General features: G+C 33.3%; 21 protein-coding genes. 3 read left to right on the forward strand and 18 right to left on the reverse strand.

The genetic code is table 11. The annotated features are described in order from the left end of the window. Nucleotide 1 precedes the first annotated feature (1 nt). From mraY to mraZ, 6 genes are read right to left on the reverse strand one after another with little or no spacing between them, the layout of a single operon-like run. Nucleotides 2-1315, reverse strand: a complete 1314-nt coding sequence (gene mraY / locus ACP5P5_RS01160) for a phospho-N-acetylmuramoyl-pentapeptide-transferase (protein WP_428284286.1) — start codon at nucleotides 1313-1315, stop codon at nucleotides 2-4. Between the two features lie 33 nt (nucleotides 1316-1348). Further along, nucleotides 1349-2803: a UDP-N-acetylmuramoyl-L-alanyl-D-glutamate--2,6-diaminopimelate ligase gene (locus ACP5P5_RS01165; protein WP_428284287.1), complete on the reverse strand. Its 1455-nt coding sequence runs from the start codon at nucleotides 2801-2803 to the stop codon at nucleotides 1349-1351. A 5-nt stretch (nucleotides 2804-2808) separates the two neighbouring features. Then, nucleotides 2809-4911 carry a penicillin-binding protein gene (locus ACP5P5_RS01170; protein WP_428284288.1) on the reverse strand — a complete coding sequence of 701 codons (2103 nt, stop codon included), beginning with the start codon at nucleotides 4909-4911 and terminating at the stop codon, nucleotides 2809-2811. Between the two features lie 15 nt (nucleotides 4912-4926). Continuing rightward, nucleotides 4927-5253, reverse strand: a complete 327-nt coding sequence (locus ACP5P5_RS01175; RefSeq protein ID WP_428284289.1) for an FtsL-like putative cell division protein — start codon at nucleotides 5251-5253, stop codon at nucleotides 4927-4929. A 12-nt stretch (nucleotides 5254-5265) separates the two neighbouring features. Beyond that, nucleotides 5266-6168, reverse strand: a complete 903-nt coding sequence (gene rsmH, locus ACP5P5_RS01180) for a 16S rRNA (cytosine(1402)-N(4))-methyltransferase RsmH (protein ID WP_428284290.1) — start codon at nucleotides 6166-6168, stop codon at nucleotides 5266-5268. A gap of 27 nt (nucleotides 6169-6195) precedes the next feature. Next, nucleotides 6196-6657, reverse strand: a complete 462-nt coding sequence (gene mraZ, locus ACP5P5_RS01185) for a division/cell wall cluster transcriptional repressor MraZ (RefSeq protein ID WP_428284291.1) — start codon at nucleotides 6655-6657, stop codon at nucleotides 6196-6198. Nucleotides 6658-6997: 340 nt separating this feature from the next. On the opposite strand from mraZ, the gene ACP5P5_RS01190 reads away from it, so the two are divergent. Continuing rightward, a complete protein-coding gene (locus ACP5P5_RS01190) occupies nucleotides 6998-8245 on the forward strand; it encodes an S-adenosylmethionine:tRNA ribosyltransferase-isomerase (protein WP_428284292.1) in 1248 nt (415 codons plus the stop codon). A gap of 7 nt (nucleotides 8246-8252) precedes the next feature. Here the strand turns inward: ACP5P5_RS01190 and ACP5P5_RS01195 are convergent, their stop codons facing one another. The 9 genes from ACP5P5_RS01195 to ACP5P5_RS01235 all read right to left on the reverse strand — a co-directional run bounded on the left by ACP5P5_RS01195 (nucleotide 8253) and on the right by ACP5P5_RS01235 (nucleotide 16659). After that, nucleotides 8253-9581, reverse strand: coding sequence for a sensor histidine kinase (locus ACP5P5_RS01195; RefSeq protein ID WP_428284293.1), 1329 nt, complete (start codon nucleotides 9579-9581; stop codon nucleotides 8253-8255). Between the two features lie 86 nt (nucleotides 9582-9667). Beyond that, nucleotides 9668-10324 (reverse strand): CoA transferase subunit B, encoded by a 657-nt coding sequence (locus ACP5P5_RS01200; protein WP_428284294.1) that lies wholly within the window; start codon nucleotides 10322-10324, stop codon nucleotides 9668-9670. Nucleotides 10325-10349: 25 nt separating this feature from the next. After that, nucleotides 10350-11051: a CoA transferase subunit A gene (locus ACP5P5_RS01205; RefSeq protein ID WP_428284295.1), complete on the reverse strand. Its 702-nt coding sequence runs from the start codon at nucleotides 11049-11051 to the stop codon at nucleotides 10350-10352. A 130-nt stretch (nucleotides 11052-11181) separates the two neighbouring features. Beyond that, entirely contained in the window at nucleotides 11182-11544 is a 363-nt protein-coding gene (locus tag ACP5P5_RS01210; RefSeq protein WP_428284296.1) for a DUF4296 domain-containing protein, read from the reverse strand. 33 nt (nucleotides 11545-11577) lie between these two features. Continuing rightward, nucleotides 11578-12504, reverse strand: coding sequence for a DUF4835 family protein (locus ACP5P5_RS01215; RefSeq protein ID WP_428284297.1), 927 nt, complete (start codon nucleotides 12502-12504; stop codon nucleotides 11578-11580). Further along, nucleotides 12497-13699, reverse strand: a complete 1203-nt coding sequence (gene coaBC, locus ACP5P5_RS01220) for a bifunctional phosphopantothenoylcysteine decarboxylase/phosphopantothenate--cysteine ligase CoaBC (protein ID WP_428284298.1) — start codon at nucleotides 13697-13699, stop codon at nucleotides 12497-12499. The genes ACP5P5_RS01215 and coaBC overlap by 8 nt, the downstream gene beginning before the upstream one ends. A 91-nt stretch (nucleotides 13700-13790) precedes the next feature. Continuing rightward, entirely contained in the window at nucleotides 13791-14135 is a 345-nt protein-coding gene (locus ACP5P5_RS01225) for a DNA-directed RNA polymerase subunit omega (RefSeq protein WP_428284299.1), read from the reverse strand. Next, nucleotides 14104-14958, reverse strand: coding sequence for an outer membrane protein assembly factor BamD (locus ACP5P5_RS01230; RefSeq protein WP_428284300.1), 855 nt, complete (start codon nucleotides 14956-14958; stop codon nucleotides 14104-14106). Before ACP5P5_RS01230 ends, ACP5P5_RS01225 begins: the two co-directional genes overlap by 32 nt. A gap of 186 nt (nucleotides 14959-15144) precedes the next feature. Beyond that, nucleotides 15145-16659 (reverse strand): OmpA family protein, encoded by a 1515-nt coding sequence (locus tag ACP5P5_RS01235; RefSeq protein WP_428284301.1) that lies wholly within the window; start codon nucleotides 16657-16659, stop codon nucleotides 15145-15147. A gap of 217 nt (nucleotides 16660-16876) precedes the next feature. On the opposite strand from ACP5P5_RS01235, the gene ACP5P5_RS01240 reads away from it, so the two are divergent. After that, entirely contained in the window at nucleotides 16877-17839 is a 963-nt protein-coding gene (locus ACP5P5_RS01240) for a polyprenyl synthetase family protein (protein ID WP_428284302.1), read from the forward strand. 133 nt (nucleotides 17840-17972) lie between these two features. Next, nucleotides 17973-19721, forward strand: coding sequence for a single-stranded-DNA-specific exonuclease RecJ (gene recJ / locus ACP5P5_RS01245; RefSeq protein WP_428284303.1), 1749 nt, complete (start codon nucleotides 17973-17975; stop codon nucleotides 19719-19721). Between the two features lie 107 nt (nucleotides 19722-19828). Here recJ and htpG read toward each other — a convergent pair whose 3' ends face one another. The 3 genes from htpG to ACP5P5_RS01260 all read right to left on the reverse strand — a co-directional run bounded on the left by htpG (nucleotide 19829) and on the right by ACP5P5_RS01260 (nucleotide 26496). After that, a complete protein-coding gene (htpG, locus tag ACP5P5_RS01250; RefSeq protein WP_428284304.1) occupies nucleotides 19829-21715 on the reverse strand; it encodes a molecular chaperone HtpG in 1887 nt (628 codons plus the stop codon). A gap of 136 nt (nucleotides 21716-21851) precedes the next feature. After that, complete coding sequence (locus tag ACP5P5_RS01255) at nucleotides 21852-23930, reverse strand: DUF5689 domain-containing protein (protein WP_428284305.1); 2079 nt, start codon at nucleotides 23928-23930, stop codon at nucleotides 21852-21854. A gap of 10 nt (nucleotides 23931-23940) precedes the next feature. After that, on the reverse strand, nucleotides 23941-26496 hold the full coding sequence (locus tag ACP5P5_RS01260) for a hypothetical protein (RefSeq protein WP_428284306.1): 2556 nt from the start codon (nucleotides 26494-26496) through the stop codon (nucleotides 23941-23943). Between the last annotated feature and the right edge of the window lie 36 nt (nucleotides 26497-26532).

Genomic DNA, 26532 nt, shown 5'->3' on the forward strand with positions numbered 1-26532 from the left:
ACTATCGAATTTTTAAGGTTACAATTGAAAGCAGTACACAAAAAATAGTAATTATCCAAAACCGAACAGCAATTTTGCTTTCATGAAAACCCTTTTTTTGAAAGTGGTGATGCAATGGACTCATTAAAAAAACTCTTCGTCCCTCGCCATATTTCTTTTTGGTGTATTTAAAATAACTTACCTGAATAATTACACTTAATTCTTCAATTAGAAACACACCACAAAAAATAGGAATTAAAAGTTCTTTACGTACAATAATGGCCAATGAAGCAATAATCCCTCCTAAAGCAAGACTACCGGTATCTCCCATAAATACTTGTGCAGGATATGCATTGTACCATAAAAAACCAATACATGCTCCAACAAAAGCACCAACAAAAATGGACAACTCTCCCAAGTTAGGGATGTACATAATATTTAAATATTCAGCAAATTTTAAATTGCCACTAACATATACGAATATGCCTATTCCAGCACCAATTATAGCACTTACACCTGCAGCCAAACCATCTAAGCCATCGGTAATATTGGCACCATTTGAAACTGCTGCAATAATAAATGTTACAATTAGTATATAAATTACCCAAGTATACTTTTCAGCCCCTTCTCCTATCCAACTAATTAATTTGCTATAATTAAATTCATGGTTTTTGGTAAATGGGATAGTTGTTATCGGTGTTTTTACTTCAACAAATTTTCTATTTTCACCTTCAATATTTCTTGTTACTAAATTTGAACCTTTAGCTACAATTTCACCAGCATGTAATGACTTGTTTACTTCTTTTGTAATCACTTCTCTTTCCACAGTTACATTACTATTAAAATATAAGGTTGCACCAATAATTATTCCTAAACCAACCTGACCAATTATTTTGCTAACCCCTGCTAATCCATCACTGTCTTTCTTTTTGTATTGCTCACCACGTTGTGTAGCTAATTTTCTAGCTTTTATTTTAAAGTAATCATCTAAAAAGCCAATAATACCTAACCAAACTGTACACAGTAACATTAATCGGATGTATACTTTATTTAAATCTGCAAATAACAAAGTGGGTATAATGATGGCCAACAAAATGATAATACCGCCCATTGTTGGAGTGCCTTTCTTTTCTTGTTCGCCCGCCAATCCTAAATCGCGAACGGTTTCGCCTAATTGTTTATTCTTTAAAAATTGAATTAGTTTTTTACCAAAGACAGTAGTAATAATCAATGATAATAATATAGCCATAGCTGCACGGAAAGTTAGGTATTGAAATACCCCTGCTCCCATAATATTGTAATGTTGTTTAAGCCAGCTAAATAATTCGTATAACATGATTTATATTATTATCGGTTATTTTAATGTTTACTACTGGTTAAAAAAATGATTCAAAACTTCTTTATCATCAAATGGATGTTTAACGCCATTTATTTCTTGATACTTTTCATGTCCTTTTCCGGCTATTAGAATTATATCTCCTTCATTTGCCAATTTCACGGCTTGTTCAATTGCATTTCTTCTGTCGGGAATTACAATGTATTTTTTCTTTGCTGCTGTGGTTAAACCATTTTCCATATCGGCCAATATATCCATCGGATTTTCTGAACGGGGATTATCGCTTGTAAAAATGGCTTTGTTACTGTAATCACAAGCTGCTTGTGCCATTAATGGACGTTTTGTTTTATCCCTATCACCTCCACAACCAACTACGGTAATAATATTTTGATAATCTTTTTTTAACTTCTTTAGTGTGGTTAATACATTCTCTAATGCATCGGGGGTATGGGCATAATCAACAATACCTATTACATTTTTATTGCTAATAATATAGTCAAATCTACCCTCAGCACCCGTTAAACCACTAAGTGTTGTTAATACTTTTGTAGGTTCTTCTTGTAAACAAACTGCTGCGGCATAAACTGCCAACAAATTATAAGCATTGAATTCACCAATGAGTCTGAAATGCACATCCGTACTATTAATTTGCATTTGCAAACCGGTTAATGAATCGTCTAAAATTTTACCTTTAAAATCTGCGGAGGTTTTTAAACTATAGTAATATTTTTTTGCTTTTGTATTTTGCAACATTACCTCACCACGTTTATCATCTTTATTTGATATTGCAAACGCTGTTTCAGGTAAATTATCAAAGAAACTTTTTTTAGCTTTTAAATATTCTTCAAATGTTTTGTGGTAATCTAAATGATCAAGTGTTATGTTAGTAAACAAAGCACCAGCAAAATTCAATCCAGTTATTCTATGCTGATGAATGGCAATACTGCTGCACTCCATAAAAGCATGTGTACAATTTTCATTTACCATTTTATGCAATAATGCATTTAAACTAATTGCATCGGGTGTTGTTAATGATGCAGGAATTACAGTTTGTTGAATTTTATTTTCAACAGTACTAATTAATCCGCAGGAATAGCCCAATGCTGAAAATAATTTGTATAATAAAGTGGCTACCGTTGTTTTACCATTAGTACCGGTAACACCAACCAACTTTAATTTTTCAGAAGGACAATCATAAAAATAATGAGCCATATAAGCCACTGCCTCATGTGAGTTAGCTACTTTGATATACGTAACCCCTTCCACTCTATTTTCCGGTAACTCTTCTGCAACAATAATTGTAGCTCCTTTATTAACTGCAGATGCAATAAATGTGTGCCCATCAACAGCAGTACCTTTAATAGCAATAAAAGCAGAGTTTTTTTCAACTTTACGAGAATCAATACATAAAGCTACAACCGGTACATTAGTAGCACCATGTATCTCGAGTAACTTTATTTTATATAATATGTCCTGCAATAATTTCATCACAATTAATTTAATATTACAGATACTACCATTCCTTTTGAAACGGCTTCTCCCGGCATTATTGATTGATTGATTACTTTACCGACACCTTTTGCATTTACTTTTAAACCCATATTTCCACACAAATACATTACATCTTTTAATCCCATCCCGGTTAATGCAGGCATCTTATTCGGTTGTATATTTTTGGCATACAACTTTACACTGGCTTTTGTTCCTGCAACACCTACCCAATCATCAACAACGCTTGCAGAATCCTTCGCTTTAATTTTCAATGATTGAACCAAGGTTAATGCATCATTTTTATATCCTACATAATTGAAATAGCTACTATCAATTGTAGAAGCAACTAGTTGAGTATTGTTTTGCTTTACGTATAAAGTATATAACCTGTCCGCAATTTCTTTGAATACAACACCGGCAACATCAGCACCATAAAAAACTTTAGCAAATGGTTTGTTTTTAATAACCACAATACAAGTGTATTGTGGATGATTAGCCGGAAAATAACCAGCAAATGAAGATTGATACACTTTATTGGCATATCCCTTATTTCCCTCTGCCACCAATGCTGTACCGGTTTTCCCTGCAACCGGATAGGGAGAGTTTTTAAATAATTTTTTAGCTGTTCCATTAATACAAACACCTTCCAAACTTTCCTTTACTTGTTTTAAAGTATTGTTACTACAAACCTTATTAATTAGAACTTCAGGCTCAATTTTTTTCAATACTTTTCCCTCCTCTGTTATGGCATTTACCAAATAAGGTTTCATCATTGTTCCATTATTGGCAATAGCATTGTACAATGTAAGTGTTTGCAATGGTGTAACTTCAACATTATAGCCAAACGCCATCCATGGCAAAGTTGTAGCACTCCAATTTTTACTGCCCGGCTTAATAATGGTAGAGTTACGTTCACCTACTAAATCAATTCCGGTTTTTTCATCCAATCGAAAATTGTGTAATTGCTTAATGAATGCAGATGGATTATTTCTATATGCATCTAAAGCCATTTCTGCCATACCAACATTTGAGCTTAATTCAAAAGCTTGCTTAGCCGTAACTTCAAAATTGCCATGTTGCTCAGCATCTAAAACTGTTCTGTCTGCAATTTTGAAAGTTCCTCCATGTAAGTTTACCCTTTGATTTAGTGTTATTTTTTTATCTTCTAACAAAGCCATTAATGTTGCTAACTTAAATGTTGAACCGGGTTCAGATGCATTAATAGCATAATTATAATTTTCATAATAATTACCATCTTGTCCTTTTCCCAAGTTAGCCATTGCCTTTATTTTACCGGTATTTGTTTCCATTACAATAGCACAACCGTGTTCAGCATCATTTTGCATCAACATTTTTAATAAAGCATTTTCTGTAATTTCTTGGATTAAAACATCGATATTGGTAATAATATCTTTACCATTGATTGCCTCCGACTCATAGGCTCCATCAACAGGAACACCTACACCACCGGCAATATAACGTACCAGCCTTGTTCCAGATTTACCTTTTAAAATGCTGTCATAGCTTAATTCCAAACCCACCTTAAATGAGTCTCTATCTAAACCAATAGTTCGAAATGCCAACATTTTATATGGATTTAAGCGAATACTTTTATCATCGGCAATAAAACCACTTTTATTTTTACCTAATCGAACAAGCGGAAAACTTTTCATGGCAGTATATTGCTCGTATGAAATATTTTTTTTCAATAAATAATACCTAAATTTTTCTTTATAACCTTTCATCAAAATCCGCTTGTATTCTGCAGATGATGCATCTTTGAATAAATTGGCCAAAGAAATACTTAAGGAATCAACATTTTCTCTAAACCTCTTACCATTTTTTTCTCTTAACCCTTCTGCACCAAAATCAACATAAATATCAAACTGAGGAATACTGGTACTTAACATTTCACCATCTTCACTATAAATAGTACCTCTTTCAGCATCAGTTTCTACATAACGTTCGTGCAAGCTGTCACTTAAGCTTTGCCAATATTTTCCTTGTACTTGTTGAATGTAAATAGCTTTTCCAAAAATGAAGATACCTACCACTACTACTAAAATGTAGATTAGGTAAACTCTCCATAATATGTCGTTTTTCACATTCACTAATGCTTACTATTTTTTGTTGATATAAATTTTAACGGGCAATTCTTTGTTTATTTGTAAACCCATTGGTTGTACTTGTTTTAAAATTTCCGATTCCTCAGTTTTATACATCACCTCACTCTTCAATGTCTTATACTGGTATTGCAAATCAGTTATATCATTTTTTGTTTTACTTATGTTACGAATGGTCTTGTCAGCAATATGTCCATTAGCTATGTATAACACAATTAAAAAGCTAACAAACAGAATAAACACCAGGTTATTGGTTATCCATTCTGACTTAAAAAGTTTATTTAACTTTTTATTTTTTTTATTCTCAGATTGATCAGACACCATTCTATATTCGTTTTAGATTTTTTCTGCAACACGCAATTTGGCGCTTCTACTACGTGCGTTCAATTTCATTTCTGCTGCACTTGGCACCAATGGCTTTTTAGTAATTAATTTAAATTTTGGCTGAAAAGAACTATTTCCAAAAGGACTATTCTCTTCTTCATCTACAATGCCTTTAAAACTATTTTTCACCAACCTATCTTCTAGTGAATGAAACGTAATAATAACTGCTCTTCCACAAGGCATAAGCAAATCGGGTAATTGTTTTAGCAAATCAGTTAATGCCCCTAATTCATCATTCACAGCTATACGCAACGCCTGAAATACTTGAGCAAAATATTTATTAGGATTACCCTTAACCATATTGGCAATAGCAGATTTAAATTGTGCTATTGTACTAACGTGGGTGTGCTGACGAACCTGAACAATATGCTTTGCCAATGTTTTAGAATTGGTAACCTCACCATACTTTTCAAATAACTGATGCAATTGTTGTTCTGAATAAGTTGCAATAACTTTTTCAGCTGTCAATTCATTTCTACTATCCATTCGCATATCCAATGGCCCATCGAATCGAATTGAAAACCCACGTGAGGCTTCATTAAACTGATAACTACTTACACCTAAATCTGCCAGTACACCATTTACTTGAGCAACACCATGCAACTTTAAAAAACGGGCTAAATGGCGAAAGTTTTCAGGAATAAATACAATTCTTGCATCTGCTTTAAAATTTTTAAAAGCATCTGCATCCTGGTCAAAAACAAATAAACGGCCCTCATTATTTAGTTTTTGCAAAATAGCGGTTGAATGCCCCCCTCCCCCAAAGGTGCAATCAACATAAACACCACCGGGTTGTATGTTTAACATATCAATCGCTTCATTAAGCATTACGGGTATATGGTAAGCAGCATTCATTATATATTATTTAAAATAAATACCAATTTATTGCTTGCTATCATCTAAACCACCCATAACATCTTTAGCCAAATTGCTGAAATCTTCAGGTGAAAAATCTTCAAAGAGCTGTTTATATTTAGCAGCATCCCAAATCTCAAACCTATCTATAGCGGCAGCCAATACAATATCTTTTAGTAACGATGCATACTCTTTTAATGAAGCGGGTAACAATAAGCGCCCTGCAGTATCCAACTCAACTTCAGTAGCCCCACCTAAAAACTGGCGGCGGAATTGCCTTACTTTTGGGTCAAAATCATTTAACCGATTAATTTTTGCAATAATGGTCTCCCAACTTTTCATGGTATACAGGGTAAGGCATTTTTCAAAACCACGACTTACAATAAAACGAGACTCCCCCTCCGGCAACTGCTTTTTCAAGCCACCGGGCAACAGGAAGCGACCTTTCGCATCAACTGTAGCCTCATATTCGCCGTGAAATCCGTTCATGTGATTGTTTGTGGTTTAAAATTACCATTTATTTACACAAAATAACACTTTTTCCCACTTTAAATGCAAATTTTGGGCTTTTCAATTTATCCACAAGCTAAAATAAACGTAAAGCCTTATTCAGACTATATTTGCTGCGAATTTTTGAGAAAAAGCCATGAACAGAATGTTAATTAGTGTGGATAAGCAATCAAATTTTGTGAATTAACCTGTGAATAAGGGAAAAAACTACCAAAAACTGAAAAAAAAGCTATTTATTATAAATGAATAATACCCATGTATGAGGAAAACTTATGTTTTCGCAACATTGAATAACCATAAGTTTTAAAAACCAAGGAGCATGAAACATATCCCTAACATTGAAATAAAGGATTACCAATATGAACTACCTGAAAAGTCAATTGCCAAATATCCTTTACCAGAACGAGATGCCAGTAAACTCTTAATTTATAAAAATGGGTTAATTGAAACCAGTCAGTATAAATTTCTTCCCCGGTTTTTACCTGAAAATACAACACTTGTATTCAATAATACGAAGGTAGTTGAGGCACGTTTACAATTTTTAAAACCAACGGGCGGCCAAATTGAGGTTTTTTGTTTGGAACCATATGATGACAATGAAGATATTATTATGGCCATGCAAACAACTGGAAAGGTTAATTGGAAATGCTTAATAGGTGGTGCCAAAAAATGGAAAAGCGGGAATTTAGAAAAAAATATTAATACTCCTAACGGTACTGTATTGCTGCAGGCAAATAAAAAAGAACAAATTAGTGAAACAGGCGTTTTTGTTATTGAATTTAGTTGGAATAATGAAACCCTAAGTTTCGCAGAAATTTTGCACTATGCGGGTATTATACCTTTACCACCTTATTTAAACAGAGAAACAGAAAAGGAGGATGCTGTTCGTTATCAAACTGTATATGCTGAAAAAGATGGCTCAGTTGCCGCACCTACTGCCGGCTTGCATTTCACTACCCAATTACTGAACGAATTGCAAGGAAACGGCATAAAAGAAGCCTATATTACACTGCATGTGGGAGCAGGTACTTTTAAACCTGTTAAAGCAAATGAGATTGCTAACCATGAAATGCACGCAGAATTTATTGATGTTCAGAAAAATACTATTCGCCACCTTTTACAACAACTTAATGCACCCATTATAGCAGTTGGTACTACCTCTTTGCGCACTTTGGAGTCTTTATATTGGATTGGAGTAAAAATTCATGAATGGTTTCAAATACATCAAAATTACAATGGGCTAACCGATTTGAATGTGGAACAATGGGCACCTTACCATTCGAACAACAAATCCATTACCTCCAGCGAAGCATTACAAGCTATTCTTAACTGGATGGACGCAAAGGGAACTGAACGACTCATAACTAAAACCAGCATTATTATTGTGCCGGGATATACATTTAAAATTATAAAGGGATTAATCACCAATTTTCACCAACCACAATCAACTTTACTACTGCTCATTGCGGCAATTATTGGTACCGAATGGAAAAAACTTTATCAATTTGCATTGAACAACAATTTTAGATTTTTAAGTTATGGAGATGGTAGCTTATTATGGTTATAATAATTCACTATGCACTATTCATGGGCATTTCAATAGTAAATGAGGTTCCTTTTCCCAAAGTACTATCAACTTTTATTTTGCCTTTATGTGCATCTATAACAGTTTTAACGTAGCTCATACCTAACCCAAATCCCTTTACGTTATGTACATTACCGGTGTGAGCCCTATAAAATTTTTCAAACACACGTCTAACAGTTTCTTTACTCATGCCAATACCGTTATCCTCAATATTAATAGTAAAATTTTTACTTACGTTTTGTGTGGTAATTTTAATAACTGGCTGCTCTTGTGAATACTTGATAGCATTATCAACCAAATTAGAAAGCAAGTTAGAAAAATGTACTTCATCTACTAACAATAAATCATTTTTAGCATTGAGTTGAAGAATAACTTTCGCATTTTTTTCATTTAGTTGCAACTGGTAATTATCAATTACTTTTCTAATTAAATCATGTACATGTATTTGTACCTTTTTCAGTTGTAATTCCTGTTTTTCAGTAATTGCTGCTTGTAGAATAGTTTCTACATGTTTATTCATGCGTTTATTTTCTTCCTTAATGATGCCGCTGAAGTAGTTTAATTTTTCTTTGTCAGATTGTACTTTTTCATTCCGAATAGCATCAACAGCCAAAGAAATAGTTGCCAATGGTGTTTTAAACTCATGCGTCATATTATTAATAAAATCGCTTTTTATTTCGCTTAATTTTTTTTGATTAATTAGCGTACGAACGGTAACATAAAATGCAGCCAATATAACTAACATGAATAAAGCAGCTCCAACAATTATCCACTTCAAAGAATCCCATACCTGATGTTGAAAATCGGGCACTACTATTATTAAGTTTTCATAAGGTCCTATTCCTTCTAAATCACTGCCACTTTCGGGCATTATAGGAACAAAAATTCTGCGGTTATGTAATGTATCCCAAAATTCTTTTTCAAAGCCTGCCGACTTCATTTCTATTTCATCATTATTATTGGTAATGGCAAACTCAAAATTTAAATCTTTAATATTGGATTTGTGAAATGCAGATTGCAATTTTTGAGCAATATCCTGTTGAGAAAATCTGTCACTTATAGCTGGTGGCCTTATTAAACTCATAAAGTCATTGGCAATTCTAAAACCCGGGCGTTTAGGGAAACGAAGTGATGGAGTATAATGCATGCTTTTACTTAAGTCAACTGCTACATTAATGCAGGCTTCTTTTACATTGCGCTGTAATTGTTCCTGCCTAACAGCCAGCAAATTTTTTAACCAGGAGGCTTGCAATAAAAATAAGCCAACAAGTGATAGAGATATTAAAACAACAATTAATGGAAAAGTTTTCTTCATCATTTACTTCAAATATAATGTACCATCCATTAGCATAGGCAAAGGTTAAAGTTTTATAAAGCCTTTAACTTATTAAAAATTATTTATTATTAAAGTGCAATATCGGGTACATTATCGGGGCAAATTAATTTACCCAAAGTTTTACTTTTAATTTCCTCAACAGTAACTCCGGGTGCTTTTTCTTTTAAGAGAAAGCCATTGGGTGTAATTTCTAAAACAGCTAAGTCAGTTATTATTTTTTTCACGCATCTTAAACCTGTTAATGGTAGCGTACATGCCGGTAATAATTTACTTTCCCCTTTAGGATTTGTATGTATCATGGCAACAATAATATTCTTAGCACTAGCTACTAAATCCATAGCACCGCCCATACCTTTTACCATTTTGCCGGGAATTTTCCAGTTGGCTATATCACCCTGCTCACTTACTTCCATAGCACCTAATACAGTTAAATCAATTTTTCCGGCTCGTATCATTCCAAAGCTTTCTGCACTATCAAATAAAGCAGCACCTTTAATAAGTGTTACTGTTTCTTTTCCGGCATTAATTAAATCGGCATCTACCTCTTCTTCTGTTGGGTAGGGCCCCATTCCCAAAATGCCATTTTCAGATTGAAATATAATGGTCATGTTTTCAGGAACATAATTCGCCACTAATGTAGGTATACCGATACCCAAATTAACATACATGCCATCCTTCAGCTCTTTGGCTATTCGTTTAGCTATTCCAAATTTATCTAACGCCATAAATATGTGTATTAAAATAAATAAATTATTTATTAACTATTTTAACGGTGCGCTTTTCAATTCTTTTTTCATAATTAGCACCTTGAAAAATTTTATGAACATAGATGCCCGCAACGTGTACATCATCGGGATCGATTTCACCGGGCTGCACTAGGTGCTCAACTTCTGCAATTGTAATATTCCCCGCTTTTGCCATTGAAGTAGAAAAATTACGTGTGGTTTTTCTAAATACTAAGTTCCCCATAGTATCACCTTTCCAGGCTTTAACAATAGCAAAATCAGCATGCAATGCCAGTTCCATTAAATAAGGCTTATTATTAAAATAGCGAACCTCTTTACCAAAAGCTACTTCTGTTCCAAAGCCGGCGGGTGTATAAAACGCAGGAATACCCATAGCCGCCATTTGTATACGAGTAGCTAAAGTACCTTGTGGAATTAAATCAACTTCTAATTCACCATGCAACAACTGTCTTTCAAATTCTGCATTCTCGCCTACATAACTACTAATCATTTTTTTTATTTGCTTTTTTTTCAAAAGCAATCCTAAACCAAAATCATCTACCCCCGCATTGTTTGATATGCAAGTCAATTGATTAATTCCTTTTTGCACTAATGCAGCAATACAATTTTCAGGAATACCATTTAAACCAAATCCACCCAACATTATTGTGGAACCACTTTCAATTGGTTGGATAGCCTCGTGCGCATTTGATACTACCTTATTCATACTATTTTATAAGTTGTTGTTAGAAGAATGAAAAATAGCAATTATTGCTAAAACTAACGATTGTTCACTTGCAATTTAATACAAATATCGTTAGCGAGATGAATAAAAATGGTAAGGAAGAAGTTACAAACTATTTGTGCAATTTAAGCGAATCAACTGGATGCATGGTTAAACGTTTGCCATATGCTGAAAGTGAGTCAATTAATTTTTTCATTTTATCAGGATGCTGTTCGTAATATGATAAACTATGATAAAAGCTACTTTTAGTGATATGATGCCAATAAAAAACCTGTTCAAATTGTTTACGATCATCTCGCATTTTTCTAAACACTGTATCCTGCCCTGCTTTCATGTTGTTCCATTCATTAGCATTCAATAAATCCCACATTACAACTTTCATAGAATCGAAGTTGAGAATGGGCATTTCCGATTTATGATGGTTACATGCAGCTAGGGCGATAAAAAAACAAATCAGGATTAAAAATTTCTTCATTTTGTGTTTAGAAAAATAAAATAGTATATTAATTTATAATTGCAGTTGTTCTTTATATTTAGTTGCATTGCCTACATCTAAGTTGGTACAAACATCTAAGGCTTTCATTTTCTCATCTGTATTCGCTTTCACAAATAAACCAATTAATTCCTGTACTTTGGTTTGCATAAAAAACTGAACAAACATGGTATTTGGATGTTCGCGATTAAAAGATTGTAATAAATTTAATGCTTGCAATACACCTGAACGACCTTGTTGTTCATTATCATACATATTATCTAAGCCTAAACGATAATAATCATAAATAACAGTATGCAAAATATTGTTGGCATTGTTTGTTAAATTATCAACTAACCAATATCTGTTTCGCAAACCATCAAATGCACGCCACCCACTAATACTGGCATCTTCAGGAGCGTTATTGACAATATTTTGAGCTTTTAAAAAATAGGGCTGACCTGCTTTTGGGGCAAATGAATCATAATCTAATCCAATAATAACATAAGCGTAATAGGCTAATACAGCAGTTAAATTGGCCACCAATGGATCACTTCCCTGCACTCTACTATCATTAAATTCAATAGGCTGGAATTCAATATACTTAAATGTTACATCCGGATCTTGAAAATTAACCAATGCGGCTTGATAGCTACTATTATACACCGGCCTAGCAGCCTGAATAATTAAGGAAGAAGTAAACACATTGGTTTGTGGCATTGATTCAATATTGAATAAAAAACTACAAACAATTTTTTCGGCAGGGTTAAATTGATCGTCAGTCCACTTACGACTATTTAAAAAATTGGTTAATTGTGATTGTAATGTTGTAAATATTTTTTTATCAATAGTGGTATTTACCCTGCTTGCATTAATAGTTACCTTGGCTTGCAGTTCCTGAGCAAAACCAAAATGAACTAATGAGCACGCTAATACAATTAATATAATAAAAAAACTACGCATTTAAATCTTTACTTATAAAAACAACAATTTCATTTGCCACTTCAGTTTTAGATTTTAATGGAACAACCTCTTTATTACCATTTTTTGAAATGATGGTAACTTGGTTCGTATCGAAACCAAAACCTGCATGTGCATTATTAAGTGAATTTAGGACAATACTATCAATTTTTTTTACATTTAATTTTTCTAAGGAATTTTTAAGTTCATTTTCAGTTTCTAAAGCAAATCCCATAACATATTGATGCGGAAGTTTACTGTGACCTAATAATGCTAATATATCAGTGGTTTTAACTAAGGATAGCTGCCATTCTGATTCTGATTTTTCTTTTTTAATTTTTTGTGCAGCTTGCTGAACAGGAGTAAAATCAGCTACTGCCCCATTCATAATAATGATATCTGCTTTTGGAGCTTCAGCTTTACATTGTTCCAACATTTCATTAGCGGTAGTAATATTTATTCGCTTAATTTCATTGTATTTTAGTTTTTCAGATGAAGGACCGGAAACTAAAACAACATCAGCACCTTGCAAAAAACAAGCTTCAGCAATTGCAAAACCCATTTTTCCGGATGAATGATTGCCAATAAAACGAACGGGATCGATAGATTCATAAGTAGGTCCAGCGGTAACTAGTACTTTTTTATTTTGTAATAGGCTACCCCTAAAAAAATGAACAATCAAAAAATTAATGATATTTTCAGGTTCAGCCATACGCCCCTCACCAATTAATCCACTAGCTAAATCACCATAAGTAACAGGCATAACGGCTACACCATCTTGCTCAAGCAATTTCAAATTGCGTTTTGTTGAAGGATGTTTCCACATGTCTTCATCCATAGCCGGAGCAACTGCAACCGGACATGTTGCAGAGAAATAAACAGCTAATAATAAGTTATCGCAAATACCATTGGCCATTTTAGCCAATGTGTTAGCGCTTAAAGGTGCTATCAAAAAAACATCTGCCCAACGCCCTAGTTCTACATGGTTTGCCCAAGTAGATGCACTAGATAAATTTTGCAATACCGCATTTTTGCTAAGTGTTTCCAACACTAAAGGACTAACAAACTTTGCAGCAGATGAAGTCATAATAACTTTTACTTCTGCCCCTTGTTTTGTTAGCATCCTTACCATTCCTATCATTTTATATGCTGCAATACTGCCAGTGATGCCAATTAAAATTTTCTTATTTTGAAGCATATATATTGAAATTTATTTCAATTAATAAAACAGGCAGTATAAAATTATATACTGCCTATTTTGTTATTAATTATAAAGATATTTAAAACAATTAGCGAAACAAGTCGTTATCTGTGTTTAATCTATAATAAATTTTTCCTTCCATAAATTCATTTAATGCCAATATTGCCGGGTTGGGCATTTTTTCATAAGCACGAGAAATTTCAATTTGTTCTTTGTTTTCATGAATTTCTTCCAAGCTATCAGTATGGCTGGCAAATTCATCTAACTTATTGTGCAATTCTTCCCGAATGGTAATATTAATTTGGTTAGCACGACGTGCAACTATGGCAATAGATTCATAAAGATTGCCGGTAATTTCTTTTATATCTTTTAAACTTTTAGGCTCAACAGAGCTAGGTATATTAGCGCTGAGCTGTCTTCTTAGCTTGCTCATTTTGTATGTTTTTTATTAAGTTATTTGTTTCTGATTTTATTTTTTGTATTTCATTAGTGTATTTACTTCCCTGAAAACGATCCATGAATTCCGAACAATCGGCTTTTACCTTTTCATAACGCTCTAGCTGTTTGTCAGGATAACTCATTTCAGCATATTTAAAATAAGAAAGCACAGCTTGGTATTTGTATAAATCACCATTCTTTGAATCAGGATAATTTTCTAAAACACCGGAAAAAGTGATTGCAGCAGCTTTAAAATAACCCAAGTTATAATATAATTGTGCATTCAAATAATCTTTGGTTTCCAGCTTTTCCCTACATAAATCAATAATATGATTGGCTTCATTTAATTTGGATGAACCAGGGTGCATATTGATAAAAGCCTGCATTAAGCCAATAGCTTTATTGGTGTTTGTTTGGTCTAATTCAGGTTTGGGAGATTGTTTATAAAATGTATAAGCACGCATGTATTCACATTCTTCCGATTTTGCACTAGAAGGGAAAGTTTCTGTGAATGTTTTAAAATAATTTTCTGCGTTCAAATAATCCTTTTGATAATAATAGCAATAGGCTAATTTATAGTACATATCCTCGTACCTATCAGTACCTTTCACATAAGGAAACAAATCTTCAAAGAGCTGCTGAGCAAAGTTGTATTTTTTATTTACATAAAATTGTTCAGCCATTTTAAACTTGTAATCTATGTCTTTACTTTTTAATATTTGCGAAAAGCGGTGGCTTTTTTGAAGCTTCACCCCTTTACGTGAACAGGCAGTAAATCCAACAATTATCAATAACGAAAACAATACAAGTTTCTTCATACAAGTTTGCGAAGGTAAATAATTTTGCAATATAATTATGCAGCTTTTAAGTATACGTTAATTTTTGTCATTTTTTCAAAAACCAATTAAAAAATTTATACCAGATAGAAACATATTAACGATACAGCAAATAAAACAAAAAAGCCCCATTTTGGGGCTTTTTTATATAGAGAATCTATTTCTTAATTAGTTTCTGCTTCTTAAGTTTGGATGAGGAGCAGGAACTGTATTTGGACCTTCTTCAGTAGTTCCTTGTAAGTCAATTGTATTAGCGTCGCCTGAACCACCATCGTATGAGAAGATGAATCTGCTTTCAGAAATTCCTTGCTTATCAACTAAATATTTAATTACAGCATTTACTCTTTCCCAAGCCATTTGTTGAGCAGCTTTGCTGGCAGCTGGGTGGCCAATAACTTTTACTTTACAATCAGGATTTGCTTTAATGCTAGCAGCTGCTGCATCTAATAATTGCATAGCTTCTTTGCTCAGTTTGTTTCCTCTTTTAAACTGTACACTAGGTAAGCTATTAATGTTACATACTGGAGCTTTTTGCATATTAGCAATCATATCTCTTAACTCTTTGCAACAAGCTGGTTCAGGGCAAGTACCAACACCATCAGCATTAACAGGGAAACAGCTTTGTGGAGTTAAAATTTCTTTATCTCTGTAGTCAGGAACACCATCACCATCAGTATCTTTTGCTCTACCATGAGAGTCAACAGGAGCACCTGCAGGAGTATTGGGTTCTAAGTCGAACTGGTCAGTTACACCATCACCATCAGCATCAGGCAATACAACTTTAGGCATTTTCATGTGCTTGGGGCTATTCAACTCATTATATTCGTAGTTGTAGGGGTTAATCCACCATAAGGGTTGAACTCTTTTAGCAGTTTTACCTAAATTAATGTTTAAATGAGCAGTTGAGAAACTGTATTGATCGCCCGAGTTACCTAATTTATTACCATCTAAGTAGTCGTTACCAAACATGGGAACAGTAAATCTTTGTTCAATACCAATGTTAACTCTGTTGCTTATTTTGTAAGAGATACCGGCACCATAGCTTAAGCCATGCATTAATGCCCATGTATGACGACCGTTTACAGCAGGTACATCGTTAGGAAAATTAGAAGTACCGATTAAGTTTGTTTGAGGATAATATAAATTGTGCAATGAACCACCTTGGTTAGTCATTACTCTTGTATAAATTAAAGAATAACCACCAAATACGTAGATATCCCATTTAGGATTACCTCTGTAATGACTCATAGAGTTTAAAGATGCAATCGCATCAATTGATCCCATATGGGTATAATTTTTTGCCCATACAAAACCGCTAGCATTGCTAGGAATAGAAACGATTGATCCGTTGTATGCACCTCTTAATGAGAAAACATGGCTAAGTGATTTGCGAAGCGAAATGCCACCAACAATACCACCATTGTAACCACCGGTTAAAATTGCTCTATCGCCTAAAATGAATGAGCTACCAGCACTTAAACCTAATTCCCACTGATCGCGAGGTTTAGCAGGGTAAGGGTATTGGTTGTTTAAAAACTCATTGTATTGAGGAATTCTTTTGGTTGGGACTTTGGAACTATCTTTCCAATCCCATCCCCAATCTGTTGATGTTTGCGCAAAACCAATGCTCTGAAACAGAACAAACATTGCCGCAAATAACGAAATGTACTTTTTGCTTGCCATAGCTTATGTTTAATGTTGATGATAAAATTCCCGACAAAAGTATTGTAATCGGAATGAACAATCAAATTTTATATTATGTTTTTACATAACTGCCTGAAAAGACAGTTATTTTTCCAAAAACGTTGCATTTATAAAATTATTGTACAACTTTTGGTTTTAACATACTGTTATCTGCTGGTTAGAATGTTTATATTGCAGCACTTTATACAAAAAAGGCATGGATTTAGCGCTTCAGGTAATTAAAAACGAATTAGATGCTTTTGAAAAGCATTTTAAAACTGCCGTTCAAAGCAGAGTACCCCTTCTAGACAGGATAATGCAATACATAGTAAAACGAAAAGGGAAGCAATTAAGACCTATGTTTGTTTTGCTTTCAGCTAAATTAGGAGCCCCAGTTAATGAAAGTACCTACCGGGCTGCTTCATTAGTTGAATTATTGCATACTGCCACATTGGTACATGATGATGTGGTAGATGAAGCCATGGAACGACGGGGCTTCTTTTCAATTAATGCCCTTTGGAAAAATAAAGTAGCTGTTTTAGTAGGTGATTATTTACTTTCAAAAGGACTACTATTATCGCTCAACAATAACGATTTCAATATTTTAAAAATATTATCGGAAGCAGTAAAACAAATGAGTGAAGGTGAATTACTTCAAATGGAAAAAGCCAGAAGCTTAAAAATTAACGAAAATACTTATTACGAAATCATTAAAGGTAAAACAGCTTCATTACTAGCGTCAGCCTGTGCGGCAGGTGCTGCTACAACTTTTCAAAATGAACAACAAGTTGAACAAATGCGACTATTTGGCGAAAAAGTAGGTATGGCATTTCAAATTAAGGATGATTTGTTTGACTATGGAAGCAATAATGTTGGAAAACCCACGGGCAATGACATAAAGGAAAAAAAACTAACCCTACCCTTAATTTATACGCTCAATAATTGCTCAAACAAACAAAAAAGAGAAATTATTTATATCTTAAAAAATGAAAACAAGAATAAAGCAAAAGTGCAGCAGGTAATAAATTGGGTAAATGATAGTGGTGGAATAGAATACACTGTTTCTGTAATGAATCAATTTAGAGATGAAGCACTCGCTATTTTATTTGAATTCCCACAATCGGAAACACGTAATGCTTTAGAAGAAATGGTGCGATACACCACTGATAGAAAATATTAGGCAAAAGCAATTCCAAACACTAAATTCATTTTTTGTGTAAAAAGCATTTTCCCTATTTTCACTAATTGTTTTCGCAATAATTTTATTGAACTAACCAATATCTTTACCATAAAGATTATTGATATTCTCTAACATGGAAAAACGCTGGACACTACCCCAATGGGATGAAAATAAAGTATTGCAACTACAAGCTTCACTAAAAGTGAACCGGGTAATTTGCCAAATTTTAGTACAACGCGGTATTGATACCTATGATAAAGCCAAACAGTTTTTTCGTCCCCAACTTTCAGATTTGCATAGCCCTTGGTTAATGAAAGATATGGAAAAGGCTGTTGAAAGAATAATGCTAGCGTTTCAAAAAAATGAAAACATTTTGGTTTATGGTGATTATGATGTGGATGGTACTACTTCTGTTGCATGTATGTTTCAATTTTTACAAAGCATATACCCTAAAGTAGGTTTTTACATTCCACACAGATATAAAGAAGGATATGGCATTAGCCAACTGGGCATAGATTATGCCAATGAACACAACTATAGCTTAATTATTTCTTTAGATTGTGGTATTAAAAGTGTTGAATTAATTCTATATGCCCAAAATTTAAACATTGATTTCATTGTATGCGATCACCATTTGCCTGATAATGTACTTCCACCCGCAGTTGCCATTTTAAACCCCAAACAAAGCAATTGCAATTATCCTTACAAAGATTTATGTGGCTGTGGTGTTGGCTTTAAATTAATAACAGCCTTATCAGAAAAATTACAATTACCGGAAACTGCACCCTTTGAATACTTGGACTTAGTTGCTTGTGCAATTGCTGCAGATATTGTACCCATTACAGGTGAAAATAGGGTTTTAGCTTACTACGGTTTAAAAAAAGTAAATGAAAAACCATGTGCAGGTATTAAAGCTTTATTACAACTGGCCGGCATGCAAAAGGAAGTTCGCATTAATAACCTAGTATTTATTATAGCGCCTAGGGTAAATGCTGCAGGCAGAATGGATGATGCTAAAAAAGCTGTTCAGCTATTTATTGAAAAAGATATAACTACAGCTTTGCAATTAGCTGAAATGCTGCATAATGACAATACAGACAGAAAGGAGGCCGATTCCAGCATAACCGCAGAAGCTTTAGCTTTAATTGAAGAAGATGAAAACCACATACACAAATGTGCTACCGTTGTTTATAAGGAGCATTGGCATAAAGGAGTTGTAGGCATTGTAGCTAGCCGTTTAATTGAAAAACATTATAAACCTACTATCGTATTAACCAAAAGCGGCCATTACATTACTGGAAGTGCCCGAAGCGTTGCGGGCTTTAACTTATACGAGGCTATATATGCATGCAAGGATTATTTAATTGGCTATGGGGGTCATTTTGCTGCTGCAGGCTTAACATTAAAAGCTGAAAATTTACATGCTTTCTCAAATGCGTTTGAAAATGTTGTTAAACAAACTATTCATCCTAACTTATTAATACCTGAAATTATTATAGATGCCGCCATTGAATTGAAAGATATTACTCAGGGATTTTATAGCATTATTAGTCAAATGGAACCCTTTGGACCTGAAAATATGCAGCCTATTTTCATGCTGAAGGAAGTAACAGATACCGGTTATTCCAAGATTGTAAAAAATGAACATATACGCTTCGTAATAAAACAAGATAAATTAACCATTACCGGCATTGGGTTTAACATGGCACATCAATTTCATTTATTAGCCAATCAAAATCCTGTAAACCTGGTTTGCACAATAGATGAAAATGATTACATGGGAGAAAAGAATTTACAAATTCGGGTAATTGATATAAAGTCTGCACATAAAAACTTAACTAATAATGGCATAACTTATCATCAAAAAAATGTACAGACATAAACAGTTTAAACCGAATAAATAGTAAAACTATTTATTTAAGTTTATGTTTATTAAAAAGGCCAATTCATTTTATGAATTGGCCTTTTTAGAAAAAAATGAAAATTTATTTATGCCTTCTCTGCTACTTGTTGGTGCATTAATTCAATGTTCCGGTTAATGAAACCTGTTAAATAATTGCCTTTTAACAATCCTTGAGACAGTAATGCTAAATCAGCTAGATTCCTTACTTGTTTTTCTTGTTGCACCTTATCTTCCATCTTTAAAATTCTTTGAAAGATAGGATGGTTGCCATTAATGGTTAATGTAACCTCATCGGGCATTTGTGCGTAAAATGAAGCCATCCCTCCGCCTATTGCTCCCATATCTTTCATGCGACGCATAAATTCTGGGCGAGTAGCTACTACAGGTGTAGCATCGGGAGTTAAGCCTTTTATTTCAACAGTAACATGTAAATCATTAATAGGAAAATTGAATAGGTTTTTTAGTGCTTCCTGTTCATCTTTCGACAATACGATATCGTTATGTTCTTGTTTATCAATTAAATTATCAACAATATCGGCATCAACCCTTACAAAATGTACATTTTCCCACTTCATTTCCATGGTGTTAATAAATGCAGCATCAACTAAGGTTTCCATTTTTACAACTTTATAACCCTTTTCATTACATGCTTTTATAAATGCATGTTGTTGAACGGGTTGGGTTGTATACAATATTACATGCTTGCCTTCTTTGTTTTTTTGTAAAGCATTGGTTTCGTTTTTGTATTCGTCTAATGTAAAAAACTTAGGTTTATTTTCCGGGTTTGAATCATCGGTCAAAGCTTCTTCCATAATTAAAAACTTATTGGCCTTTTCTAAAAACTTGTCATCAGTCATCATACCATATTTCACAAACAAACCCAAATTCTCCCATTTTTCTTCAAACGAAGCCCTGTCATTATTAAAAATTTCCTCTAATTTATCTGCTACTTTTTTAGTAATGTGGTTATTAATTTTCCGAACATTCGGATCACCCTGCAAATAACTACGACTAACATTCAATGGAATATCAGGACTATCAATTACACCATGTAACAGCATTAAAAACTCAGGTACAATATCTTTTACTTCGTCGGTAACAAATACCTGGTTACAATAAAGCTGTATTTTATCCTTTTGAATTTCGTGACTTTGTTTAATTTTTGGGAAGTAAAGAATACCGGTTAAATTAAATGGATAATCAACATTCAAATGAATCCAAAACAAGGGGGTTTCTCCAAAGGGATATAATTCTCTATAAAATTTTTCGTAATCCTCTTTTGTTAGTTCGCTAGGTTTCTTTATCCAAATAGGTGCAACGTTATTAATTGGTGTTGGAGCCTCATCCCCTTTCTTTTCTTCTGCTTCATCTTTAAAATAAATAGGTACGGGCAAAAACTTACAGAATTTTTCTAAAATTCCTTTTAGTCTATAGCCATCTAAAAACTCTTTACTATCTTCTGAAACATGTAAAATTATTTTTGTACCTCTATTGCGCTTTTCTACTTCATACAATTCAAACTCCGGACTACCATCACAACTCCAGTAAACCGTTGCAGCCTCTGCATTATGGCTCTGTGTAAGCAATTCAACTTTTTCAGCCACCATAAACGAACTGTAAAAACCTAAACCAAAATGACCAATAATATTTGCATCCTTATATTTTGTCAAAAACTCTTCTGCGCCACTAAATGCCACTTGATTTAAATATTTATCAACTTCTTCTTTAGTCATTCCCACACCGTTGTCGGTAATGGTAATGGTTTTTTCTTTGGCATCTAATGCAACTTCTATCTTTAAATCACCCAACTCACCTTTAAATTCTCCTATTGAAGACAATGTTTTTAACTTTTGAACAGCATCAACCGCGTTACTTACTAATTCGCGTAGAAAAATTTCATGATCACTGTATAAGAACTTTTTAATAATAGGAAAAATGTTTTCAGTTTGAACCCTAATTTGTCCTTTTTGCATATTGATAGTATTTACATTAAATAATTGAAAAATTGTCAGGCATGTTAATCATAGCATTATGAACAAACTGCCTTTTTTAGCTTTTCAATTTTAGCAAAATAAATACCACATTCGCAAAACTGACAAGCTGACAATTTTAGTCATTCCAGCTTATTACAAGGTCATCTATTGCCGAAACCGGCCGGCTACCAGTGCCGCTTGTGGCTGTTTTGGCAACTATTCGAATCCAAATTTCACTACCAACATTATTCAATAAATTATTAAAATTGACTAGAACATTTTGAGAGCCAAACTGACTATTCCCGGTAAACAGATTACCTGTTACCGGTACTTGATTGAATATGGTTGGTGTCTCACCTAATCCATATTCTATTACCCAATTAGTAGTTCTGGCACTATTAACATCAAGCGATTGTAATTGAAAAGAAATTTGTAAATTTTTTTTGCCTAATGTATTCGCTAAATGTAAAACAAAAGCTGCCCCGGGATCAAAGCCTCCGGTTGAAGTTTGCCGCAAAGCAATAGCCCTATTGGTTGCATTATCTTGCTGCGAGCTAGTAGCCGACGATGACAGAGACAAAGCAGAAGCACAATTTTTAAAACCACCAGATGTATTACCCCAACTTGTTTTAGCGACATTAAATGTGGCAACAGTTCCCAAGCTATTATTAGTTGCATTGGTATAAACAAAACAACCGGTAGGAAGTCCATTCCCAATATCATTGAAATTAAATACCAAAGGCGAAGTATTTAAATAAATGGCATTACTTAGATTAGAGTTATTCGGGGGTAATAATTCAACATCATTTAAATTTCGGATGTATAAAACAGGTAAAGTATCAATAAAACTTAACCAACCGGTAATAGTTTTAATAGGTTGTGAGGGCAAATTAACATTGTAAAAACTAGCAGGCAATAGCGTATTACAATTTATTGTACCTGTTACATCTGAAATTATCATATTCTCATTCCAAACACTGCCGTTTAATACCGGATAAGAAATTTGAATTAAATTACTTTCTAACATTTTGGCATTTAATTTAAGTTGTTGAATGGTCATTTGCTTTGCTTCTATGGTTTTAGTGTTAGCATTTATTTGTATAGCACTACTATCTATATTCTTTAATACCAAAATGCCATTTTCTTTGCTTAAAATCCCGTCCTTTAGAAATATGGATAAGGAATCACCCAATTTATAATGATGTATTTCTTTTAAACGAACAACAATACCTGCACCATTATTATTCTCCTGCACAACCATTTCATTGCTAGCAATATTTCCATTAGCAGCATCGGTGATTACAATACCAGTAATTAATTTATTATCATTAAAAACAAATGGAGTACCGTTGTAAATATTGCGAAGCTCTGATATTGTAATTTTAGTAATCCCTGTGTTACCACATCTAGGATTTTGAAAATTAACATCTGAAGTATCACGAATAAATAATTGTTTAGTATTACCAAATATGGAATACACAGCAATTAATTTTCCATTACCAGTAGGTACTTTAAAAGAAGCAAAGTCAGCATATCCACTACTTCTCAATGCAATGGTGTTTCCGGAACAATTTTTAATAGTTAAATTCAATGCCTGTTTATTCAATGCATCCGCGAAGGTTTTATCTATATCAGATATTGAAAATTCAACATTATCCAATTGAATTAAAGTACTTTGGAGCGTGTCTTGTAGGTTTGTAGTAAAGGCATTTATATTTACTGATTTAGGAGCTACCACATTATTAAATGAACCTTTAATAATATATTTATCGAACAATGACATGGGTATAGGCAATAAAGTTGGATAATTGGGATCAGCATTATCAATACCCATACCCAACTGAATAACGCCGCCATAATCACCTAAATACAAATCTTTCAATTGAATAGCCACCCTCCTACCAACTGGGAAGTTGGCATATAAGTTATTAGCATCCATTCTAATTACAATTCCTCCACTTTCATCTTGAATAATAATTTGCTTATACCAATTGCCGCTTTTATCATTCGCAATAACAATTCCCTGAATAATAAAATCATCCATTATTTTTTCAAAATTGTTCTTTACATGAAGCAGTTTAATATTCCTTATAGTAGTATTGGCGTTAGGCAATGCAACATTATTCTCCGGAGGTGCATCAAAAGGTTTTGTACAACTATTGAATAGAAGAAAAGAAAATACTAACCAGTTGCAAATAGTAAACTTGTTCATCATAGTATTGATTTTAAAATTTTATACTTGTACTGATAAAAAATTGAGTACCGAATGCTGAATAATATTTGGGAGCAAATTTTGAAATATCTTGAGAAGCAAAATCAAATCGCATTTGCTCATAAGCACCACTAACCATTTGTTGGTTGTTCAATAAATTTGTTAAGCCCGTACTTATCAAAAAGGGTTTTAACTTAATACTACTGATTTTAGGGCTATTTAGCTGGAAAGCAGCAAACAAATTAAAAAAAATGTATTTCGGAAGCTCCCCAGGTTGAATAATATTAGCAAAGGCTAAACTTTTTGCATCTAATCCTTGTATTGCTCTTGGGGTTCTTCTAATAGGATTGAGATGAATCCAATTATCACTTAAATAATTTGTTGAAACACTCATATACACATTACGCAATGGCCTATACGTTATTGAAAAATTGGCAGCTTTTTGAGGTGAACCCGGAACTTTAAAATTTTTCCAATAAACTATATCCCTTTGAATAATGGCGGCAGTGTTTTCTACTCTTAATGTGGCTTTAGAACGGTTGGTATAGATATAATCCCCAAAAACAAATGCAGCAGAAAATTGCCATTGATCACTATATCTCCATTCTGCTCCAAATTCTATACCCATATGCCTTTGTGCTATGCCGGTTAATTCATTATTCATGAATGAAAAAATATCGTCATCATAATAGGTATATATTTTAGAAAGATTATTGATTTCTGTATAAAACCCGCTAATTCTTAACTTTAAAGTATTCGTATTTTTAAAATAATTCAATTCGGCTGATTTATATTGTACTGCACGAATATCTTCCTGCGTAAATGAATTGAATTTTGGTGAAATGAATACATCGAAAAAGTTAGGTGGCAATGACTGTTGCAAGAAATTAATATTGAAATAATTTTTTCCGTTTTGCTTATAAGTAAAACCTAATTTCGTTCCATAGTTCAAAAAAGTTAATTGCTTGGACTTCCCTAAAGAGTTAACAGGGAATAGCCCATTTTGAACCCTACCATTCCGTTGAAGTTGAGTATAACCCAGCCATTCAGCTATATTTATATCAATTTTTTTAAACTGCTTAACTACTTGCAGAAACCGCGACAACTTAAATACAGAGGCATCAAAATCATAGCCATACTTTCCACCTACTTTTATTAACTGATTAGGTTGTAATAAATTATATTGAATACTATTTGAATTATTACTGCTTGTTGAATTGCCAAATTGATTCCAGTTTACCCAAAAATCGCCACCCAACAAATCATTTACAGATTGAAAATAGTGACTCTGTTGATATTGAATTTGTGCACCTATATTTAATTGCCAGTTCTTAGAAAAGACCTTTTGATAATTAGGGCTAGCAGCTAAATTAACTGAGTTTATATGATTATCTCGAAGAATATATCGGCTTCTTAAGCCGGTAAAACTTTGATTGGCATTCCCATTAAAATTGAATATTGTTTCTTTATTATTTCTATTTACAGCGTATAAATTGCTCCAATTAATTTGTAAAGCTTCGGGATGATTGCTAAAATAATTTTCAATTGCATTTCGCAAAATAGTATCTGTTTGAAATGAAGGCAAATACTTGTAATAATCCGGACGAGGATCAGGAACATTATTCCAATCAAAACCACTTTGCTTTTGTAAGTTTATTCCTGTTAATAAACCAATTTTAAAAAAACTTTGAGCATCAATTTGCCAATGGTAATTCATAAACACAATGGGTTGAATTGTTCTTCTGACAATCGCATTTCGTTTCTCCCCATTTTGATATCCCCAATTTGCATTATAATATTTGCTATTGCTTAGCAGCATTAACTCTTCTGTTGCAGGTGCTGCCAACATATTATTATTATAATTTCCCAAAAAACTAAATGTAAAAAAATGCCTATTACTTAAACTTTTTTCTGCCGAAAAGAATGAAGCAAAATTTTTCATACCTGTACCCGGTACATAATTTTCATTTGCCCACTGCCATGCACCACTGTAAACAAACGACCATCCATTCATTAATTTTCCCGAATAATGTGTAAATGAGTTTCTGTTAGCATATGATTTGTTAGAAAAAGCTATATTTATAATACTTAGCTTTTGTTGTGTATTGGGTTTAACTATTACATTCAACGCAGTTCCTAAATTGCCAAAAGAAAAATTATTTTGTTGCAACCCTAATACAAGTTCTCTATTTTTAAAAATATCGGTTAATCCATTCCACAAGTTGACGAGGTTACCCCCGTTAATTAAATTCTCAAGCGGTACACCATTAAAATAAGTAGAAGACAAATTTTTAGAATACCCACGCATTGAAAATCTAGCTATATTCCAATTAAATGCTGCGGCATTATATAACACGTCTTTTCCGGCATTTAATAATGAAGCATAGGCATTAAAATTTTCATCAGCCAATTCAGCATCATCTAAAGCAATTAAACCTAGTTCATCGGAGGTTTGTTGTTGAATTTGACGCCAATTTTCCCAAATTACCTTATTAGTAGTATCACTAATGGTTTGAGCATAAGAATAATTCAAGGTTAATAATAACAAAATAAGCCAGGTATAGTGCATATGGATATTGTTTTCAAAACTTTAGCCTGCTTATTA

It is taken from the genome of Hydrotalea sp. (assembly GCF_049968455.1).
Classification (GTDB): domain Bacteria; phylum Bacteroidota; class Bacteroidia; order Chitinophagales; family Chitinophagaceae; genus Hydrotalea.

Bases quoted from the DNA above. Each gene is read 5' to 3' on its own strand.
- ACP5P5_RS01175 (WP_428284289.1), bottom strand. From the start codon at position 5,253: ATGGTGTCTGATCAATCTGAGAATAAAAAAAATAAAAAGTTAAATAAA.
- htpG (WP_428284304.1), bottom strand. From the start codon at position 21,715: ATGCAAAAAGGACAAATTAGGGTTCAAACTGAAAACATTTTTCCTATT.
- ACP5P5_RS01255 (WP_428284305.1), bottom strand. From the start codon at position 23,930: ATGATGAACAAGTTTACTATTTGCAACTGGTTAGTATTTTCTTTTCTT.
- mraZ (WP_428284291.1), bottom strand. From the start codon at position 6,657: ATGAACGGATTTCACGGCGAATATGAGGCTACAGTTGATGCGAAAGGT.
- ACP5P5_RS01215 (WP_428284297.1), bottom strand. From the start codon at position 12,504: ATGCGTAGTTTTTTTATTATATTAATTGTATTAGCGTGCTCATTAGTT.
- ACP5P5_RS01195 (WP_428284293.1), bottom strand. From the start codon at position 9,581: ATGATGAAGAAAACTTTTCCATTAATTGTTGTTTTAATATCTCTATCA.
- ACP5P5_RS01210 (WP_428284296.1), bottom strand. From the start codon at position 11,544: ATGAAGAAATTTTTAATCCTGATTTGTTTTTTTATCGCCCTAGCTGCA.
- ACP5P5_RS01230 (WP_428284300.1), bottom strand. From the start codon at position 14,958: ATGAAGAAACTTGTATTGTTTTCGTTATTGATAATTGTTGGATTTACT.
- ACP5P5_RS01200 (WP_428284294.1), bottom strand. From the start codon at position 10,324: ATGGCGTTAGATAAATTTGGAATAGCTAAACGAATAGCCAAAGAGCTG.
- ACP5P5_RS01240 (WP_428284302.1), top strand. From the start codon at position 16,877: ATGGATTTAGCGCTTCAGGTAATTAAAAACGAATTAGATGCTTTTGAA.
- ACP5P5_RS01190 (WP_428284292.1), top strand. From the start codon at position 6,998: ATGAAACATATCCCTAACATTGAAATAAAGGATTACCAATATGAACTA.
- rsmH (WP_428284290.1), bottom strand. From the start codon at position 6,168: ATGAATGCTGCTTACCATATACCCGTAATGCTTAATGAAGCGATTGAT.
- ACP5P5_RS01225 (WP_428284299.1), bottom strand. From the start codon at position 14,135: ATGAGCAAGCTAAGAAGACAGCTCAGCGCTAATATACCTAGCTCTGTT.
- ACP5P5_RS01205 (WP_428284295.1), bottom strand. From the start codon at position 11,051: ATGAATAAGGTAGTATCAAATGCGCACGAGGCTATCCAACCAATTGAA.
- recJ (WP_428284303.1), top strand. From the start codon at position 17,973: ATGGAAAAACGCTGGACACTACCCCAATGGGATGAAAATAAAGTATTG.
- coaBC (WP_428284298.1), bottom strand. From the start codon at position 13,699: ATGCTTCAAAATAAGAAAATTTTAATTGGCATCACTGGCAGTATTGCA.
- ACP5P5_RS01260 (WP_428284306.1), bottom strand. From the start codon at position 26,496: ATGCACTATACCTGGCTTATTTTGTTATTATTAACCTTGAATTATTCT.
- mraY (WP_428284286.1), bottom strand. From the start codon at position 1,315: ATGTTATACGAATTATTTAGCTGGCTTAAACAACATTACAATATTATG.
- ACP5P5_RS01235 (WP_428284301.1), bottom strand. From the start codon at position 16,659: ATGGCAAGCAAAAAGTACATTTCGTTATTTGCGGCAATGTTTGTTCTG.
- ACP5P5_RS01165 (WP_428284287.1), bottom strand. From the start codon at position 2,803: ATGAAATTATTGCAGGACATATTATATAAAATAAAGTTACTCGAGATA.